Annotated in this window: 14 protein-coding genes; 6 read left to right on the plus strand and 8 right to left on the minus strand. The window is 38.2% G+C overall.

Annotated features, from left to right (window positions below):
• Positions 1-160 precede the first annotated feature (160 nt).
• The 4 genes from L2B55_RS17835 to L2B55_RS17850 all read right to left on the minus strand — a co-directional run bounded on the left by L2B55_RS17835 (position 161) and on the right by L2B55_RS17850 (position 3940).
• Complete coding sequence (locus L2B55_RS17835) at positions 161-1360, minus strand: primase-helicase family protein (protein ID WP_237847641.1); 1200 nt, start codon at positions 1358-1360, stop codon at positions 161-163.
• Between the two features lie 4 nt (positions 1361-1364).
• The gene (locus L2B55_RS17840; protein ID WP_237847643.1) at positions 1365-1706 is read right to left on the minus strand and encodes a helix-turn-helix transcriptional regulator; all 342 of its coding nucleotides are present in this window, start codon (positions 1704-1706) and stop codon (positions 1365-1367) included.
• Positions 1707-1798: 92 nt separating this feature from the next.
• Positions 1799-2773, minus strand: coding sequence for a hypothetical protein (locus L2B55_RS17845; RefSeq protein ID WP_237847645.1), 975 nt, complete (start codon positions 2771-2773; stop codon positions 1799-1801).
• A 39-nt stretch (positions 2774-2812) separates the two neighbouring features.
• Positions 2813-3940 carry a site-specific integrase gene (locus L2B55_RS17850; protein WP_237847647.1) on the minus strand — a complete coding sequence of 376 codons (1128 nt, stop codon included), beginning with the start codon at positions 3938-3940 and terminating at the stop codon, positions 2813-2815.
• 173 nt (positions 3941-4113) lie between these two features.
• Between L2B55_RS17850 and hemW the strand changes: the two genes are divergently transcribed.
• Complete coding sequence (gene hemW / locus L2B55_RS17855) at positions 4114-5241, plus strand: radical SAM family heme chaperone HemW (RefSeq protein ID WP_237847649.1); 1128 nt, start codon at positions 4114-4116, stop codon at positions 5239-5241.
• A gap of 102 nt (positions 5242-5343) precedes the next feature.
• On the plus strand, positions 5344-6228 hold the full coding sequence (locus L2B55_RS17860) for a cupin-like domain-containing protein (RefSeq protein ID WP_237847651.1): 885 nt from the start codon (positions 5344-5346) through the stop codon (positions 6226-6228).
• A gap of 70 nt (positions 6229-6298) precedes the next feature.
• On the opposite strand, the gene L2B55_RS17865 is transcribed toward L2B55_RS17860, so the two are convergent.
• From L2B55_RS17865 to L2B55_RS17875, 3 genes are all read right to left on the minus strand, one after another.
• Positions 6299-7675: a RagB/SusD family nutrient uptake outer membrane protein gene (locus tag L2B55_RS17865; protein WP_237847653.1), complete on the minus strand. Its 1377-nt coding sequence runs from the start codon at positions 7673-7675 to the stop codon at positions 6299-6301.
• A gap of 17 nt (positions 7676-7692) precedes the next feature.
• Positions 7693-10719 (minus strand): SusC/RagA family TonB-linked outer membrane protein, encoded by a 3027-nt coding sequence (locus L2B55_RS17870; protein ID WP_237847655.1) that lies wholly within the window; start codon positions 10717-10719, stop codon positions 7693-7695.
• 171 nt (positions 10720-10890) lie between these two features.
• The gene (locus L2B55_RS17875) at positions 10891-11313 is read right to left on the minus strand and encodes a YybH family protein (RefSeq protein ID WP_237847657.1); all 423 of its coding nucleotides are present in this window, start codon (positions 11311-11313) and stop codon (positions 10891-10893) included.
• Between the two features lie 104 nt (positions 11314-11417).
• Here L2B55_RS17875 and L2B55_RS17880 point away from each other — a divergent pair, with 104 nt between their 5' ends.
• Positions 11418-12515, plus strand: coding sequence for a vWA domain-containing protein (locus L2B55_RS17880; protein WP_237847659.1), 1098 nt, complete (start codon positions 11418-11420; stop codon positions 12513-12515).
• A gap of 47 nt (positions 12516-12562) precedes the next feature.
• Positions 12563-14074 carry a MoxR family ATPase gene (locus L2B55_RS17885; protein ID WP_237847661.1) on the plus strand — a complete coding sequence of 504 codons (1512 nt, stop codon included), beginning with the start codon at positions 12563-12565 and terminating at the stop codon, positions 14072-14074.
• A 102-nt stretch (positions 14075-14176) separates the two neighbouring features.
• On the opposite strand, the gene L2B55_RS17890 is transcribed toward L2B55_RS17885, so the two are convergent.
• Positions 14177-15025 (minus strand): GNAT family N-acetyltransferase, encoded by an 849-nt coding sequence (locus tag L2B55_RS17890; protein ID WP_237847663.1) that lies wholly within the window; start codon positions 15023-15025, stop codon positions 14177-14179.
• A 196-nt stretch (positions 15026-15221) separates the two neighbouring features.
• On the opposite strand from L2B55_RS17890, the gene L2B55_RS17895 reads away from it, so the two are divergent.
• Positions 15222-16502 (plus strand): metallophosphoesterase, encoded by a 1281-nt coding sequence (locus L2B55_RS17895; protein ID WP_237847665.1) that lies wholly within the window; start codon positions 15222-15224, stop codon positions 16500-16502.
• A 28-nt stretch (positions 16503-16530) separates the two neighbouring features.
• Positions 16531-17385, plus strand: a complete 855-nt coding sequence (locus L2B55_RS17900) for a UbiA prenyltransferase family protein (RefSeq protein WP_237847666.1) — start codon at positions 16531-16533, stop codon at positions 17383-17385.
• Positions 17386-17388: the final 3 nt, after the last annotated feature.

Below are 17388 nucleotides of genomic sequence, written 5' to 3' on the forward strand. Positions count from 1 at the left end.
AAGCAATTAACCCGTCATCAAAGTGTCATCAAATGCGTCATCGCATCATTTTTTCAACCTTTCTTTTCATCAGCCTTTTTCATTTGATGACGTTTTGATGACGTTTTGATGACAGTATTTTATTGATTTACAAATAGTTATATCTTTTGTCATCAAATCATCAAGAATCATTCAGCTTTAAAATCGTTTCGATGGTCAGAGAAAAGTAGCGACCTTTCTGAGTGGTCTCATAAATGCTTCCATCACTTGCCATGCGATATTGCGTGTAAGCATTGGAATTAGGAGAAGGCTTTAAGTTCCAGACATTTTGTAAGATCCTGCGAATTGATCCGGTGTCGTGATTACGGAATCCTTTTCGGTTAAGCCAATCTTGAACATCTCCCACGCAGAACTTGATCTCCTGTATTTCTTTTTCGTCCGAAATAGCCAACATCAATTGAGCAATCTCCACCTCTAACTTGTGCCGGTTCTGACGGATTACCTTTTTTAATGCAGGAGTGGAAATCTGCTGCGCAGTAAACCACATCCGCGATTGCTTGGAAGTTGAAAACTTTCGATTTATCAGATAATGAATTAAAAAGGGGATTTCACTTTTCATATCAGCCAATAATCGCTGATCATCTTTTTGAAGTGCCGGAATCTTTCGTATCCAATATCTTGTTTCCCCAGGATCAATCAGTACGAAACTATCCTCGTTGTTGCTGCACAAAACAAACTTTCCAAAAAACTCAATTTCCTGTCTATCCTGGCCTTTGGCTTCTGCTTTATAGAACGCAGCCGTACTTAGGTTCTTGAGCCGCTCTGAATCTTCTCGTCGTTCGAGAAAGGTCTCATCTACTCCGATAAGTACTTTATGTGCCCATTCGGCATTGAAGTTCGAACGGAAATCTTCATTAGTGTTAATGGTCATGTTATCACCGAAGATGGCTTTCAGTAGATTCAGAAAAGTTGTCTTCCCTGTATTGCGCTCCGTACTCACCAGGCAAAGGATGGGGAGGATCTGCATCGGCATTTCGAGCAGGATTTTCAGGTAATCCAGGCCATATTCCAGCTGATCGCCAAATATGTGTTGCAGATACTCCAGCGTTCGCATGGGCTGTCCTGCTTTCGACACATGAATAAAAGGGTAGTACTTGTTGTAGAAATTGCCAATAATACGTTGGTATTGCAGGTGGCTAGGCACAAAGCAGAAGCCATCATACCTGGGTATCTCTGACAAAAAGGATTTACCATGATCCTGCTTAATGCATTCTACCGACCAGGATATGAGCATTACCATAAAATCACCGGAAGCTAGTGGCTTCTTAACTGTTTTATAGTAAATAGTGCCTATTCGAATGTATTGAGATACAGTTTCCATAGGCTTATCTCCTCCTTAAATGACGCTTTCTAACAAAACTCTCTGCTTTATCGGCAATCTCCCCACTGGTCATTTTCTTATGGGATAGCAACCAGGATAAGAGTGCTTTCTTGGAAAACCTTACACCACCGTTTGGTAATGCGATGTAAGGAATTTCCCCTGCTGATTTTAATTGATAAAGGGTTTGTCTTGCGTAACCCGTTATTCTTTCCGCAACTTCATAGCCCCCGATCTCGTCATCGTCAGCTGAAACCTGTGCTGGTATTGGAGGAGTTGATTCTTTTAAAATTGCTAATAGATCTGACACTTTCAGGTCTATCAAGCGAGTGTTTTCGTTAATACTCATTTGCTTTCCTACTGGTTTGGAAGCAAAGGAATAGATCAAAATAGAGCTAAACGAACGATTAATAGTTATCGTACGAAAGTACGTTAAATAGATTATACTGCACTATTCACGTTTATTCTAGCGGCATTTTCATACGCAGATTTGTAAACCTCCGAATATTCAACTGGAGTATTTTTAACCCTTTCGGTTTCAAGAAAGGTTAAGCTCTGTGTTTCTCCGAGCATAAAAACATCGCGAACAAAGCTTCTGTGGGAGTACTTTAAAATTCGATCTGAAAGTACCTTTCGATCTTCGATACAAAATTTTAAAAATCCAGCTATGGTTTTGTTTAATGCTCTGGCATCAATGATCATTACAAGTTCTACCTTGCCTTGATCAGTAATTCTAAAGAGCTGACCATTCCTGCTCCCCTTATTTAAATTTTCTAAAAATCTTTTAAAAGCCTGTTCCTTCTGCTCTATTGTTTTGCCTTCCATCCAAAAGTCATAAAAAGACATAGGTTGAGAAATCGCATTTACTTCTGAATCAGATGACTTTTCAATTTTTCTTCTCCAGTCTCGGCTTAAGAATAAATTGAATATCTCGTCTCTTTCCTTGCGTTCCTTAATCGGGTAAATTAAGCTTGTAATAATGTAGCCTCCAAAACCAATGAATATAGAAGCAGCTAGATGTAGCGCTACATCCAGTGGATTAGACTTATTTAAACCGAGGTACGTAAACATAATAACCAACGCAGTGATAGTTAAAGAAAACACTGTGAAAAGCAGGTAATGGAATACATGAACATGAATATAAAACCACCTCAACTTAATTGTTTCTGCTTCCTTCAAACCTTCGAAGGTATTTCTGATTTGGCGCAATCTTTCATCATAACTTAAATGACTGTACCGACCGGACATTTCACTTAGCCAATTGCGGTAGTTAATAGATAATATGAGTTGAACGGGAACAACCCAGATTGCCAGCACAACAAATACAGATAGAATTGTAGTTCTAAAAGTCGGAAATAAAAGGTACAGCAAAACGAATAACGCAACCGCACCGATTTCGGTAAAGATTCTTTTCATAGGTTAGATTGTATATTTTTCAATTGCCGAGAGAAAAGATTATTCCTTTTCACCAGCCTCACCTTCAGGGGAATTGACAATGGTTTCATGAACTAACTGCGGAAACTTTAACATTTCAGCTTTTTTCTTCTCATCGACAATTTTAGCATAGATCTGAGTCATTTCTAATTTGCTATGCCCAAGCAATTCTTTCATGGTATAAATATCGATACCGAAAGTCAAGCCAATGGTTGCAAATGTGTGTCTGGCTGCGTGAAAGTGAAGGTTTTTCTTTAAGCCGACCTCCAGTGCCCAGAACTTTAGATAAAAGTTAACCACCTGGCTTGATGGTAAATCCCAAAACACCTTTCTATTGATTTCATGTTTTTCGACTTCGTCTATAATTTGCAACGCATCTTTAACCAACGGAATCCTAACAATTTTACGAGGCGTCTTTGCTGGTCTAAAAACAATTTCTCCTCCTGATATTTCATCATAACTCAACTTCTTTATATCAGAAAATCTCAAACCTGTAAAACACGCGAATAAAAAAGCTTGCCTTACTTGCGAATTTCCATTTGCCGGAATACACTTTGCAAGCGATCGCACCTCTTCCATTGTTAATGTAGTCCGCTCCATATATTCCTCTTCGACAATCTTAAAAGTTTCGAATGGTGACTTCTGGACAATCCCCCTTATTTTGAGCTTATTGAAATACTGTCGGAACACAGACATATATGCACACGCGGTATTCTGACTAACCTCCTTTAAAAGATAATTTTGGAAACGTTGTAAGAGAACTTCATCAACATCGTTAAAGACCACGTTTTTATTAGTCAAGAACTTGTTTAGATGAATAGTCAGGCACTCCAGCTTGTAATTATATTTATGCTCCAGACATTCATCCAGATAGTCGAGCAATTTGTAATTGATGCTTTCAGGAGCTTTGTAGCCATGCTGTGAAAAATTTAGCTGGTCTTCTCTTTTATTCCTGATGGATTGAATAAGCTTCAACTTATCTTTGTCCGCTTCAGTAATCCGGGTTCCTTTCTCTGAATAATCCTTATCTACCTGGATACTTAAAAACTCGTAATTGCGCTTACCTTTGCCACTACCATTTTTGGTATAGATATCTAAGTAAGCGCTAAACTTACCAGATTTCAGTTTCTTATATCGTACTGTTACCATGTTACTTTGTTACTCGACATGTTTAAAAAGAATCATAGGAGTAACAAAAGTAACAAAGTTTTAAATAAAATGTTAATGAACAAGAAAGATAAAACAGAGTTAATATATTAAAAAACAGTATATTAACTCTGTAGTATTATCACATTCCATATCACTTTATAACGATTCAATTCATGGCTGGCATTTATATCCACATTCCTTTCTGCAAAAAAGCATGCTATTACTGTGATTTTCATTTTTCAACCAATTGGAAGGTAAAAGATGAATTAATCGTAGCACTTGAAAAAGAACTTGAGCTACAAAGGGGTTATTTAAACGGAGAAACCATTGAGACCATTTATTTCGGCGGCGGCACACCTTCTGTTTTAAGCGGAGTTGAAGTAAACCGCTTATTGGATAAAATAAACTCTATCCATCACGTAGCCATGAGGGCTGAAATTACACTGGAGGCCAATCCTGATGACTTGGATGCAGCAAAAATCAAGGAACTACGACAAACGGCTGTCAACCGGTTTAGTATAGGTATTCAATCATTTTTTGATGAGGATTTAAGGTGGATGAACAGAGCTCATAATGCCAGCGAGGCACAGTCTAGTATTATGCGTGCTCAGGATGCCGGATTTGAAAACATCACCTGTGATTTAATTTATGGCTATCCGCTACTAACAGATAAAAAATGGAAGGAAAACATACAGACACTTATTGATCTTAATATTCCACACATTTCTTCCTATTCAATGACGATTGAGCCACAAACTGCTTTAGCTTCATTTATCCGAAAAAAACAACAACCCGCAATGAATGATGAACAAAGTGCAGCACAGTTTCAAACCTTAATTGCAGAGTTAGAAAAAAATGATTTTTTACATTATGAAATTTCAAATTTTGGCAAAGAAGGCTGGATGTCAAAGCATAATTCAAATTATTGGTTCGGGAAAAAGTATTTAGGCATTGGCCCTTCGGCCCATTCCTTTAATGGAGAATCACGTCAATGGAATATAGCCAATAACTACCGTTACATCGAATCAATCAGCAATAAAAAAATACCATTTGAGCTGGAGCTTTTATCCCCTATTCAGCGTCTAAATGAATACTTAATGACCTCTTTACGTACTATGTGGGGCTTAGATTTACAAAAAGTTAAAATTGACTTTGGCCAGGAATACCTGGAAGAATTACTCCATAACAGCGATCAATTTATTGACAAACAATGGATAACAATGAACAATAATCATTTGGTTTTAACTAAAGAAGGTAAACTTTATGCAGATTTGATTGCTGCAGAATTATTCTTTGGGTAAAAATCTAAAACAACTTAAAACAACATCCATTACTTTTGCATTATATACATCACACTTAACATAGAACATTCGTATCTTTTATTTTCCTAACTGATTCTTAATATGGGATTTTTACTAAAACCTATTGAACGGATCTCAAATGTCAGCAGAGAAGAATTTGAAGATAAATACCTAAAACCACGTAAACCTGTTATTATTACAGATATGGCCCAAAACTGGCCAGCTTACGAAAAATGGACTTTCGATTACTTAAAACAGGTGGTGGGCAACAAGGTAGTTCCTTTGTATGACAGTGCTAAAGCCGATCCGTCAAAACCTATTAATGCTGCCGCCACTGAGATGGCCTTTTCTGATTATATCGACCTAATACAGCAACGACCTACCGAGCTGCGCATCTTTTTGTTCGATATTTTCAAACATGCTCCAAAATTATTGGACGACTATAAAAGCCCGAAAGCTTTAATGGGAGGCTTTTTAGACCGATACCCCAATATGTTCTTTGGTGGCAAAGGCTCAGTAACGTTTCTTCACTATGATATTGACCTTGCACATATCTTCCACACACACTTCCATGGACGCAAACATATTATCTTATTTGACTACAAATGGAAAGAGCGCCTGTATTGCATCCCTTTTGCAACGTATGCACTGGAAGATTATGATGTACTAAATCCCGACACGGATAAGTTTCCGGCATTAGATGGAATTGAAGGAGTAGAGGCCTTCTTAGAGCATGGAGAAACACTTTTTATGCCGACAGGTTGGTGGCATTGGATGAAATATCTTGACGGCGGTTTCGCTATTAGCTTACGTGCTTGGGATAAATCACCAGTAATAAAGGCACGCAGCCTGTACAACTTAACGGTACAACGTAAGTTTGATGATTTTATGAAAACTAACTTCAAGGCTCGGTACATGAACTGGAAAGAAGAGTTGGCTATTAAACGTGCCAATAAAGCCCTTGAATCTGGTTTACCAAGAATATAAAATCACCCAATTATAAAATAATGGCCGGATGAGTATTACTCTCCGGCCATTTATACTTCAAATTATCATTCTACTGACAAGGACTTGGTTCATTTTCTGGGAATGGAATAGGGAAACAATTCCAAACGTTATCTCCGGTCCTATCCAATGGCAATTCTCCCAAGCGATTGTATCTACGCATATCTACCCAACGATGCCCTTCTATGAACAATGAATAACGCCGTTGTTTTAACATTTCTGTCAATAACGCACCCTGCGTCACAGCTCCGGCATAGGGCAATAAATTATAACTTGTCCTAATTCGGTTTAACGCTAAAATCGCGTTAGGGAATGCATTGGTTTGGATATTTGCTTCAATATAAATCAGTATTAACTCTTCATTTCGAATAATGGGAATCGGACTAGTATTGTTCTTATATACCGCAACATCATGAGTGGCTGTTAATCCATCCGATGAAACGGGTGAGGTTCGTAATAAGATTTTACTTAAACGACCGTCATTCCCCTCTCCTGCCGCCTGAGCATCAGAAAGAAAACTAGGATGAGCCGGGCGAACTTCACCGGTAGAATTCGGGGCCGTGAAAAATAGATTCAACAAATCGCCTGAAGCGGTAGAATAGACATGATATACTCCGGCTAGAAAATCGCCATTCAAATTAAAAAACGATTGATTCAAATAATTTAACGCATCTGTATACAAACCTCTGTATACTGCCACTCGGGCGGCTAAAGCCCTGTTAAATCGTGCAAAGTTTTGTGCATTTGTTGATGGAGGAGCAAATGGATTTTGAGGATTAGTTGCCAAAGTTGAGCTAAATGGTAAAGTTGTACCTACCGCGTTCATTTGTGTAAATCCATCATTCAATAAATTAGCAATAGCTGTAAGTGCATCAGTTTTACTTACTATAGGCCCTAAATTTTCAATATCGGCAACATCTATCCTTATTCCATTATCATTACATAAATTAAGGGCAAGCAACAGCGAATAGGCTTTAAGAGTATTAGCATAACCCCGATATGCTTGTTTCTGTTGATCAGTCGGAGCACCTGTATTCTCAACTGACTGTAAAAGTATATTACAGTTTTTCACTACCCGATAAAACGAGTTCCAAGGCCGAGTTGTATAAAAAGCGTTATTATCCAGCGGCGTATTCCCCTTTCCTAATAAATCAGCGGTATATCGAGGGTCTGATCCTGAAAATCGGTACATCTCCCGTCCTACCGCACCAACATCATCAAGATAATACTGTAACTCATCCCGCATACCTGCTTCTGTTCCTATTACAATATTGTTTAATTCTGGTATTGTTGCGCCTTGTAACACCCCCTCCAAACTAGGGTTATTGGGGTCAATTTCACTCTCAAGCTTGCACCCCTTAAATGACAACATTATAAAACATGCTAAAATGCTTAATGTGCCATATTTAATTATTTTATAAAGATTCATTTTGAGCAGATTAATGTTTAAAAATCAACGGTTAAATGAAAAAACATCCGCTTGGCTGATGGGAAAGGAGTAACCTCTACAGCCGTTGAGAAACCTCCTGATCCGAAGTTAGACACTTCCGGGTCGTAGCTTTTATAAGGTGTAATGGTAAATAAATTGGTGGCGGAAACTCCTACTTTGATGTTTGAAACCACTCCTTTAAATGCATTTTTCATCATCTCTGATGGAAACGAATAATATAAGCCTATGTCGCGAAGACGCAAATAACTGGCATCTTGCACTAATGGCCGAGCTGAAACACCTAATGAATTGGCGCGTTGCACACCATTTATTACTCCGTTTCCGTCATCATCCTCATCAAAATCCGGACTGGTTCCTCCAAGATCATTTAATAACTCAGTTAAATTGATGTTATCGCATTTATATTTCCAGTGTAATACAAAACTGAACGTTAGATTCTTATATATAGTAAAATCATTGGCAAAGCTCATTTGAAACTGAGGCTCTGAGTTACCTAACACAAATACACCGTCTGCAACGCCATTTCCGTCAAGATCATCCGGACCAACAATTTCGGTGGGAGATTTACCAGCCTCAATCTGATAATTGGCTAAGGCATTACTGAACGCTCCGGTTCTGAAAGGAGGAATATCTAATGTTAACATTTTTGATCTATTCAACCAAAAACTGTTTCTGGATGACCACCTGAAGTTAGTTGAATTATAAGGCAGTATGGTTAAACCAAATTCAAGTCCTCTGTTTCGCAAGGTTCCACCGTTAATAATTTCCTGAACAAAACCACCGGATGAAGGAATATTAGCTGCAAAAATCAAGTCTTTACCTTTTCTTGAATAATAAGTAGCCTCAAATGACAATTTTCCGTCCCAAAGTCCAAGGTCAAAGCCGGTTTCAAATTCGGATTGACGTTCCTGTTTCACTTCATCATTACCTTTTTGCACAAATCCTTGAGGGTTTAATACTCCTATTAGGGTACCCCCTATACCACCAATATTAAACGGTGAAAACGCAGTATATTTTGAACCGAAAGGTGGAAAATTTGCCGACTCCCCATAAGCCGCCCTAACTTTGAAATGATTTACGGTTTGAGATTTCCAGAAGTCGAAATTAGCCACATTTACAGCTATCGATCCTTTGGGATAGGCCTCAAACTTGTTCACATCAGCATTGTCTGAAGATTTATCAAAGCGCAATGCTCCAGTTAAAATTACCTTATCATCATAATTTACCTCTTCTTGGAAAAACATCCCCCTGATTTTACGAGGAATAATCTGCTGGTCAAGCCGTGATGCCGATGCTTGATCCTGACTGGTTTGTGAGCCTATAATCTGAGTAGCTGTAGTAAGCAGTTGATTTTGGTCATAATCAAACATATCAGCGCCGGCCGATGTAGTGAAAGTGTATTGTCTGTTAGCCGAATTATACGTATTAACACCATAAGCTGATAAGTTAGTGTTTAAGTTGTTTGTATTTCCTTCAACATTGGCACCATTGGTTCCATTTCCGCCGGACTCGAACTGCAAGGTATTAGGGAAAATAGCCTTTGTATTCAGGGTATAATAATCCAGACCTCCTTTAAAAATCAACTTTGTTACTGACCGTTCACTTTGCTGAACATATGCATTAAACACCAAACCACCCACAAACCTGTTTATTTTTTCGCGGTTAGTAATCAGGTCCCTTGTTTCAATCGGATTGGAAGCGGCATAAGGATTTCGAGGGTATCGTCCTGCATTATCCGGAAATAGTTGAGCATAATCGGGAGTTGATGAAAGGGCTTGTCCGTATGTTACACCGGCATTATCGTTATTAGTTAAGCCTCTGTCGGTTTTTGAGTTAATGTAGGTAGTCGTTAATGACAGATTAAATCGTTTAGAAATTTTGTGGTCGATATTTGCCCGTATTGAGTTTTTTTGATAACCTGAGTTTTTTACTATTCCGTTTTCATCCATATACAGACCTGAAAGGTAAAATTTGGTTTTTTCAGTTCCGCCGGTTAAACTTAAGGAGCTGCTGGTCAGAAAACCCTGCACACCGTACATCTCATCCTCATAATCATGAATAGCATTTGCAGCAACGGCATCACGGTAAAGCTGCTTTTGAGTATTAGCGTTGGCCTGATTGGAGCCATAAAACAGCTGTATTTTATCTTCATTCCATTGTCGTACACCTAACAATTTAATGGCCTGTCCCATGCCGAGATTTTGAGAAAAGGAAATTTTGGTTTGCCCCTCATTCCCTCTTTTAGTGGTAATGATAATTACACCTGAAGATGCCTGAGAACCATAAATTGCAGCTGCCGAAGGCCCTTTTAAAACTTCAACACTTTCAATATCTTCAGGATTGATATCAGCAATACGATTAGACGGGTTATCCTGATTTGAGGACGCCACCCCTCCCCGAGAAGCTTGGGTAACCGTATTTAAACCCGCCGAAATGGAAGAATTATCCATTATTACGCCGTCAATAACATAGAGAGGCTGCGTATTACTGTTAACTGAAGTTAAGCCTCTTAAACGTACCGACATACCTCCGCCAGGAGCTCCTGATTGCGAAACAATATTGGCACCTACCAATTTACCGTTCAATGCCCCATCCAATGTTTGCGGCGTGGCAACACCTGAAATTTCTTTTGCAGAAATTGTAGCTACCGAGTTTGCCAAGTTACTCCGCTTTACATTAGTAGCTAAACCGGTAATAACTACCTCCTCCAGCTTGGCAACATCCTCGACTAACTTAATATTGATTGTTGATGAACTTGCTGTTACTGTTTGACTTAAGAAACCTAGAAGGGAGAATTGAAGTTGGGAAGATGATGATGGGGCGGTAATGCTGTAGTTTCCTTCTGGATCAGTTATGGCTCCAACCGTGGAGCCTTTTACTATCACGTTGACGCCGGCCAAAGGTACATTCGTGGCATCGGTGACTTTCCCTTTCACATTTACTTGTGCAAATGTTACCAGGGGTGCTATGAACACCAAACTAAATAGGGTAAATAGCTTTCTTTGTAAAAGTCTTATCCTCATAAAAATTAATTGGTTAATGAATTACATTAAGTTAAAAAAAAATAACTCAACTTTAAAACACAATCAATTAACAATCAGATATTTTACATACAATTCAATTATTTACCATTTGTTTTTATATACAAATACCAAAATTATCTTTTTTGCTACATTATTAAGTCTTTCCTCCTGTTAGCTGGTATGGTCGACAACAATTTTCCATTCCCCATTAATTTTCTTAAACAATAGTGTATAGTGGCCTGAAGGCTTATCACTTTCCCGTTGCAATTCCCATTTACCAATTACAAAGGCGCTGTTTGTACTGAGTATTTCAACTTTTATTATATTGAAATTTAGAACGCCCATTGCTTTTTTATCCGGATAGCCTCGCTTGTAATTATCCAATGTGTTTTGCCAACCATATTGAGGACCTTTTCTTCCAATAAACATTAATGAATCGGATTTCCAATACCCAGCCATAAAACCTTCCAAATCACCAGCCGACCATGCCTTAGCCTGATTATTTAATAAATTGCGAATAGCATTTTCATCTTTCGACTGTGCCCAAACAGTTAATGGCAGCACAAGAACCAATAATAAAAGAATCTTTTTCATACTTATAAATATCAGATTATTTCCCATAGTTCAATATCATTCGACAATAAAACATTAAATTAGATAGAACGTTATTCTATCATTCCCTCTTTCAATCAAAAACAATGCGAGGATACGCTTTCACACAATACATTCCGCAAGATTTGCCTAAAGGTGGCTTTGATGATTTGCTGAAACTTTTCATGCACCTGCTGAACTATACTGCCGGTGATGCCAATGAAGCTTTAGCCTGGATGAATGAGTTAGATAAGCAACACGGGCTTACCAATGATGAATACGGAATGGGTGATTTTATAGAAGACTTGAAAAAACGTGGTTATCTGACAGAAGACAATGAGAATGGAGGTTATATAATTACCGCCAAATCAGAACAAACCATTCGACGTTCGGCTTTAGAAGAGATCTTTGGCAAGCTTAAAAAATCAGGTAAAGGAACGCATCAAACCAATTATTCAGGGCAAGGCGATGAACCCAATGCCGAGCGTCGCGAGTATCAGTTTGGAGATAACCTGGAGCAAATCGATATGACGCAGTCTATTCACAATGCCCAGGTAAACCATGGCTTAGGCGACTTCCATTTAACCGAACGCGATTTAGAGGTAGAAGAAATGGACTTCAAAACCCTAACTTCTACTGTATTAATGATTGATATTTCACACTCTATGATTTTATATGGAGAAGACCGAATAACGCCTGCAAAAAAAGTGGCAATGGCACTGGCTGAATTAATATCAACTAAATATCCTAAAGACACCTTAGACATAGTGGTATTCGGTAACGATGCCTGGCCAATTTCAATTAAAGACTTGCCCTATCTGCAAGTTGGCCCATACCATACAAATACTTATGCTGGCCTGGAACTTGCAGTGGATATATTACGTCGTCGGAAAACCCACAATAAGCAAATATTTATGATTACAGACGGCAAACCAACTTGCTTAAAAGAAGGTTCGAAGTATTATAAAAATAGCTTTGGCCTTGACAGGAAGGTGGTAAACAAAACCCTGACAATGGCGGCACAATGTAAAAAACTGAAAATACCAATTACCACATTCATGATTGCCCGCGATCCTTACTTGCAAGCGTTTGTAAGACAATTTACACAGGTAAATAGTGGCAAAGCTTTTTATAGTACGCTTTCGGGCCTTGGCGAGTACATTTTTGAAGATTATATCAGAAATAGAAGAAAAACTTTGAGATGATTTTGAATTAGGACTCATACACACCTAACTCACAATTGGTAATTTATATGACAAATAACATAAAAACGCTCGGTGAATTAAAGGTTTCTGGCTATCAATCCAAAACTATAAAAGATGAACTACGAGATAACCTAATAAAACGGTTGAAATCTGGAGAGAAATCTTTTAAGGGCATCATTGGTTATGACGAAACCGTTATTCCGGATTTATACACTTCCATCCTTTCTCGCCATAATATATTGTTATTAGGCTTACGCGGACAGGCTAAAACAAGGATAGCCCGTCAATTGATTGATTTATTGGATGAATGGATCCCATATATTGAAGGAGCTGAACTTTATGATGATCCATTAAACCCAATTAGCTGGTTTGCTCGTAATCAAATTAAAGAACTTGGTAATGATACCCCTATAGCCTGGCTGCACAGAACAGAACGTTACACAGAAAAACTGGCAACACCCGATGTTACCGTAGCCGATTTAATTGGCGATGTTGACCCTATTAAAGCTGCCGCTTTAAAACTCCCTTATTCAGACGAGCGGGTAATTCATTATGGATTGATTCCACGTACGCATCGTCAGATTTTTGTGATTAATGAGCTCCCCGATTTACAAGCTCGCATTCAGGTGTCTTTGTTTAATATTTTGCAAGAAAAAGACATTCAAATAAGAGGATTTAAGTTGAGGCTGCCTTTGGATATTCAGTTTGTTTTTACAGCCAACCCAGAAGACTATACTAATCGGGGTTCTATTGTAACTCCGCTGAAAGACCGTATTGAAAGTCAGATTTTAACCCACTACCCTAAAACAACTGAAGTATCTAAACTAATTACTCATCAGGAAGCCCGCCTGTCAGAGTCTCAGCAAAATCAAATTGAAGTCCCCGAGCTGGCAAAAGACCTGATTGAACAGATTGCGTTTGAGGCGCGTAATAGCGAATATGTAGATAAGAAAAGTGGTGTTTCTGCCCGTTTAACTATTACAGCATTTGAAAACCTATTGAGTACTGCTGAACGTCGTTTACTGATCAACAATGAATCAAAAACAACCGTCCGTTTAACTGATTTTATAGGGGTAATTCCAGCAATTACCGGTAAAATTGAATTGGTTTACGAAGGCGAACAAGAAGGTCCGGCTAAAGTAACCCACATATTAATAGGCAAGGCTATTAAAGCCCTTACTTCTCAATATCTTCCCGATCCTGAGAAAGCCAAAAAAAGCAAAACTAACAATCAGTATTCTGATATTATTGACTGGTTTGGCAAAGGAAATAATCTTACTCTTGGAGATGGTCTAAGTAATAAAGCCTATGCTGGTGCCTTAAAAATAGTTCCCGGGTTAGAAGAACTTATCAATGGCCTGTACCCCAAAGAAAGCGAGAGCCACCGGCTGTTACTTATGGAATTAGCATTACATGCCCTATCCGAATATTCGCTTCTTAGCAAGCATTACCTTACCAACGGCTTTGAATTCAAAGATATGTTCAGCAGTTTATTCAATGCATCCATTGATGACGAAGAGGATGATGAACGTGGCTACAGACGTGATGATCAATATTAATCTGAAAGACATTTTCTTTATACGTCCATTACACAAACAGTCCAGGTTCTTCCCGGACTGTTTGTATTTAGCCCTATGAGGGTTGTTAAGTATTCTTTTCAATTAAACACTAAAGGTCATCTCCATTTCAACCTGACCGACAACTGACTTTAACCCACGTTTTTTAAAGAAAGCTATCAGGCTTTCATCAGACGTATCAATATTAAAGATAGAAGCTTCTACTGCTATCTGTTGTTGTAAATAATTTAAGAGCGCAGTGCCATACCCTTTTTTACGATGAGCAGGCGCTATTGCAATAAGGGCAATTCGGCCGTTACCTGGATTAAACGTTGCAAAACCTACTAAATTCTCTTCAAAGTATACTCCGATAGTTCTCCGCTTGCCTCCCGCACGGATAATTGAAGCTATATTATTTTGCCATGATGGAGAAGTTGTGAAAAAGGTCTGTAAAAATCCCCAGTCTGGATTGTCAATTTCTTTAAATGATAAGCCGGGTATGGCTATCTGTTCAACCTCGATTTTGCCTCGCAAGCAATCCAAATCTCTTACTGGTTTAAAACCAACGGCTTCATAAATTCGTTGAGCAAATCCATTACCATGTAAATATTCAAGCAAGTGATTATGAACACCTTCTTCTTTTAATTTAGCAATTATGTATTGATACAGTTGCTGGGTGATGCCTTTTCCCCGGTGAGTAGGAACTACTCCAGTACCTCCATTATACACAGCATTTTTGCCATTCCATTCACCTTGAGAATGCAAAATAAACCCTACCAACTCCTCTCCATCAAACATTCCAACTGAATATTTCAGCATCGTTCCTTCCGATTCCATTTTATCTTCCAATTGCTGCAAAGTAAGCTGAAAAGGCACTAAGTAATCTGAAAAGGCATAGTTAAAGGCATTTAAAATGGTGTCAACAGGGGTGGTCTCTAGTGTTCTTATCTCCATAGTAGTATTAAAAAAATGATTGTTAAAAATAGGTACAATCATTTTGTTTCAGCTGTAACAATGTTGAAAGAAGCCTAACATCCGATAAATGTCATATTATGGCTTCGATAAAACTTTTTATCTTGTACAATTGTATTTTTGAAACCAAATCAGGCTGTATCAACTCTTTAGAGTTATATGCAGCTTACAATTTAATATGAACTCGGGTAGAATAATATTTCTTGTTGTTTTTAACCTCTTGCTTTTTTGCGCCGATCTGTATGTTTTTCAGGCGTTCAAGGCTATACATAAAAACCAATCTCCAGAAAGGCGTAAATGGTATAATCGTATTTACTGGTTTATAAGCATTGCCTTTTTACTGATGGCCGCTTGCAGCGTGTTTTTTAGTGTAGCTCGATGGTTCAGAACCTTGTCACTTGTTGGCTTCATGCTAATCAATTTTTCAAAATTGTTTGCGTTGCCATTCATTTTAATTGATGATATAAGAAGAGGTTCTTGGTGGCTATATGCCAAGATCAGATATCCTAAACAACACTTCCCAGAGATTAAACATGAAGAGCCTCTCCTGGCTTCAAATGAGCATAAAATTTCTCGGTCAGAGTTTCTAAGCAAAGCTGGAATTATTGCAGCCGCTATTCCATTCTCTACAATGACGTTCGGTATTGTAGAAGGAGTGTATGATTATAAAATAAAACGTGTAAAGCTTAAACTGCCTAATCTTCCTAAATCCTTTGAGGGACTTCGTTTGGCACAAATTTCCGACATTCACTCTGGCAGCTTTTACAACAAACGAGCAGTTCAGGGAGGAGTTGATCTGTTATTAGCCGAAAAACCAGATATGATCTTTTTTACTGGCGATTTGGTAAACGATGAAACATCAGAAGTAAAAGATTATATTGATATTTTCAACAAGGTAAAAGCTCCTTTAGGCGTTTATTCAACCTTAGGCAACCATGACTATGGAGACTATAAACAATGGTCGTCAGCAAAAGCTAAACAGCAAAACCTGGAAGATTTAAAAACTGTCCATCGTAAATCATTGGGATGGGACCTATTGATGAACGAAAACCGGATAATTGAACAAGGAGGAGAAAAGATTGCCATTATTGGTATCGAAAACTGGGGAAAGGGGCGCTTTCCAAAATATGGCCGCATGGATTTAGCTACTAAAAACACCGATGATGCTGCGGTAAAACTACTTTTATCTCATGACCCTAGTCATTGGCGTATGCAGGTGATCCCTGAGTATAAAAACATTGATGCTATGTTCGCAGGTCACACCCACGGGATGCAATTTGGCATTCAAATGGGGGATTTCCAGTGGAGTCCGATACAATACATGTATCCTGAGTGGGCAGGCTTATACACAGAAGGCAATCAGCAATTGTATGTAAATGTTGGCTACGGTTTCTTGGGATATCCTGGCCGTGTGGGTATTTACCCTGAAATCACCATTTTTGAACTTACCAGAGGGTAACTTATCCTTAAGTTTCGGATCTTATAAATTGAAAAAAGTTTTCGATCTCTTTGTCTTTGGCAATTTTTGGGTGGCTCTTTGTGCGGTGGCACAAGGCTTGTTAACGTATTTATTCATTGACAGAGACCCTTCACTGGCAATTATTGCAATCCTGTTTCTCTCCACATTTTTTATTTACAACATTCGTATTGTTTTAAGCTATCATAAGATTGTAAAAAACAAGAACGCCTATACTTCTAACCGGATGAAATGTGTATCCTCCCATGTTAACACAATCCGATTGCTCACATACCTCTCCGCAATCTTAATTATTCCATTTGCGATCTTTATAAATAACAAATCCATTTTGGCTTTGAGCATTGCCGCAATGCTTGCATTTGTTTACTCCTTACCTGTTTTAAAAAACAGGCATGGTGGTTTACGCCAGATCCCTGGAGCCAAAACAGTAATCATTAGTTTAATCTGGGCATCCAGTACGGTATTAGTTCCTATACTCGATTCAAATATTCACCTCCCAATATTCAACATTAGTGTGTTATTCATTAAGCGATTCCTTCTGGTATTTTGCCTTGCTATAATTTTCGACATAAGGGACATTGAGACCGACAGATACAGCCACCTTAAAACCATTGCTAACCAATTAGGACCAATAAAAGCAAAACGATTATGCTACTTATTACTTATCATTCATATTGGATTAATAACGATGTATGACTTACCTGTCGGCATAAATATTTTCCTGTCACTTTTGGCATTTTTAAGCATTGTAGCCTATCTGATTTACAAAAGCTACCCAGTTAAAAGTGACTATTTTTATTTATTTTGGGTTGATGGAATGTTTGTCTTGCAATATTTATTGGTATTACCACTAACATTAATTTAAACA

The sequence above is a fragment of the Solitalea lacus genome, assembly GCF_022014595.1.
In the GTDB taxonomy this organism is placed as follows: Bacteria; Bacteroidota; Bacteroidia; order Sphingobacteriales; family Sphingobacteriaceae; genus Solitalea; species Solitalea lacus.

Bases quoted from the DNA above. Each gene is read 5' to 3' on its own strand.
- L2B55_RS17895 (WP_237847665.1), top strand. From the start codon at position 15,222: ATGAACTCGGGTAGAATAATATTTCTTGTTGTTTTTAACCTCTTGCTT.
- L2B55_RS17885 (WP_237847661.1), top strand. From the start codon at position 12,563: ATGACAAATAACATAAAAACGCTCGGTGAATTAAAGGTTTCTGGCTAT.
- L2B55_RS17840 (WP_237847643.1), bottom strand. From the start codon at position 1,706: ATGAGTATTAACGAAAACACTCGCTTGATAGACCTGAAAGTGTCAGAT.
- L2B55_RS17890 (WP_237847663.1), bottom strand. From the start codon at position 15,025: ATGGAGATAAGAACACTAGAGACCACCCCTGTTGACACCATTTTAAAT.
- L2B55_RS17875 (WP_237847657.1), bottom strand. From the start codon at position 11,313: ATGAAAAAGATTCTTTTATTATTGGTTCTTGTGCTGCCATTAACTGTT.
- L2B55_RS17880 (WP_237847659.1), top strand. From the start codon at position 11,418: ATGCGAGGATACGCTTTCACACAATACATTCCGCAAGATTTGCCTAAA.
- L2B55_RS17865 (WP_237847653.1), bottom strand. From the start codon at position 7,675: ATGAATCTTTATAAAATAATTAAATATGGCACATTAAGCATTTTAGCA.
- L2B55_RS17870 (WP_237847655.1), bottom strand. From the start codon at position 10,719: ATGAGGATAAGACTTTTACAAAGAAAGCTATTTACCCTATTTAGTTTG.
- L2B55_RS17845 (WP_237847645.1), bottom strand. From the start codon at position 2,773: ATGAAAAGAATCTTTACCGAAATCGGTGCGGTTGCGTTATTCGTTTTG.
- L2B55_RS17850 (WP_237847647.1), bottom strand. From the start codon at position 3,940: ATGGTAACAGTACGATATAAGAAACTGAAATCTGGTAAGTTTAGCGCT.
- hemW (WP_237847649.1), top strand. From the start codon at position 4,114: ATGGCTGGCATTTATATCCACATTCCTTTCTGCAAAAAAGCATGCTAT.
- L2B55_RS17860 (WP_237847651.1), top strand. From the start codon at position 5,344: ATGGGATTTTTACTAAAACCTATTGAACGGATCTCAAATGTCAGCAGA.
- L2B55_RS17835 (WP_237847641.1), bottom strand. From the start codon at position 1,360: ATGGAAACTGTATCTCAATACATTCGAATAGGCACTATTTACTATAAA.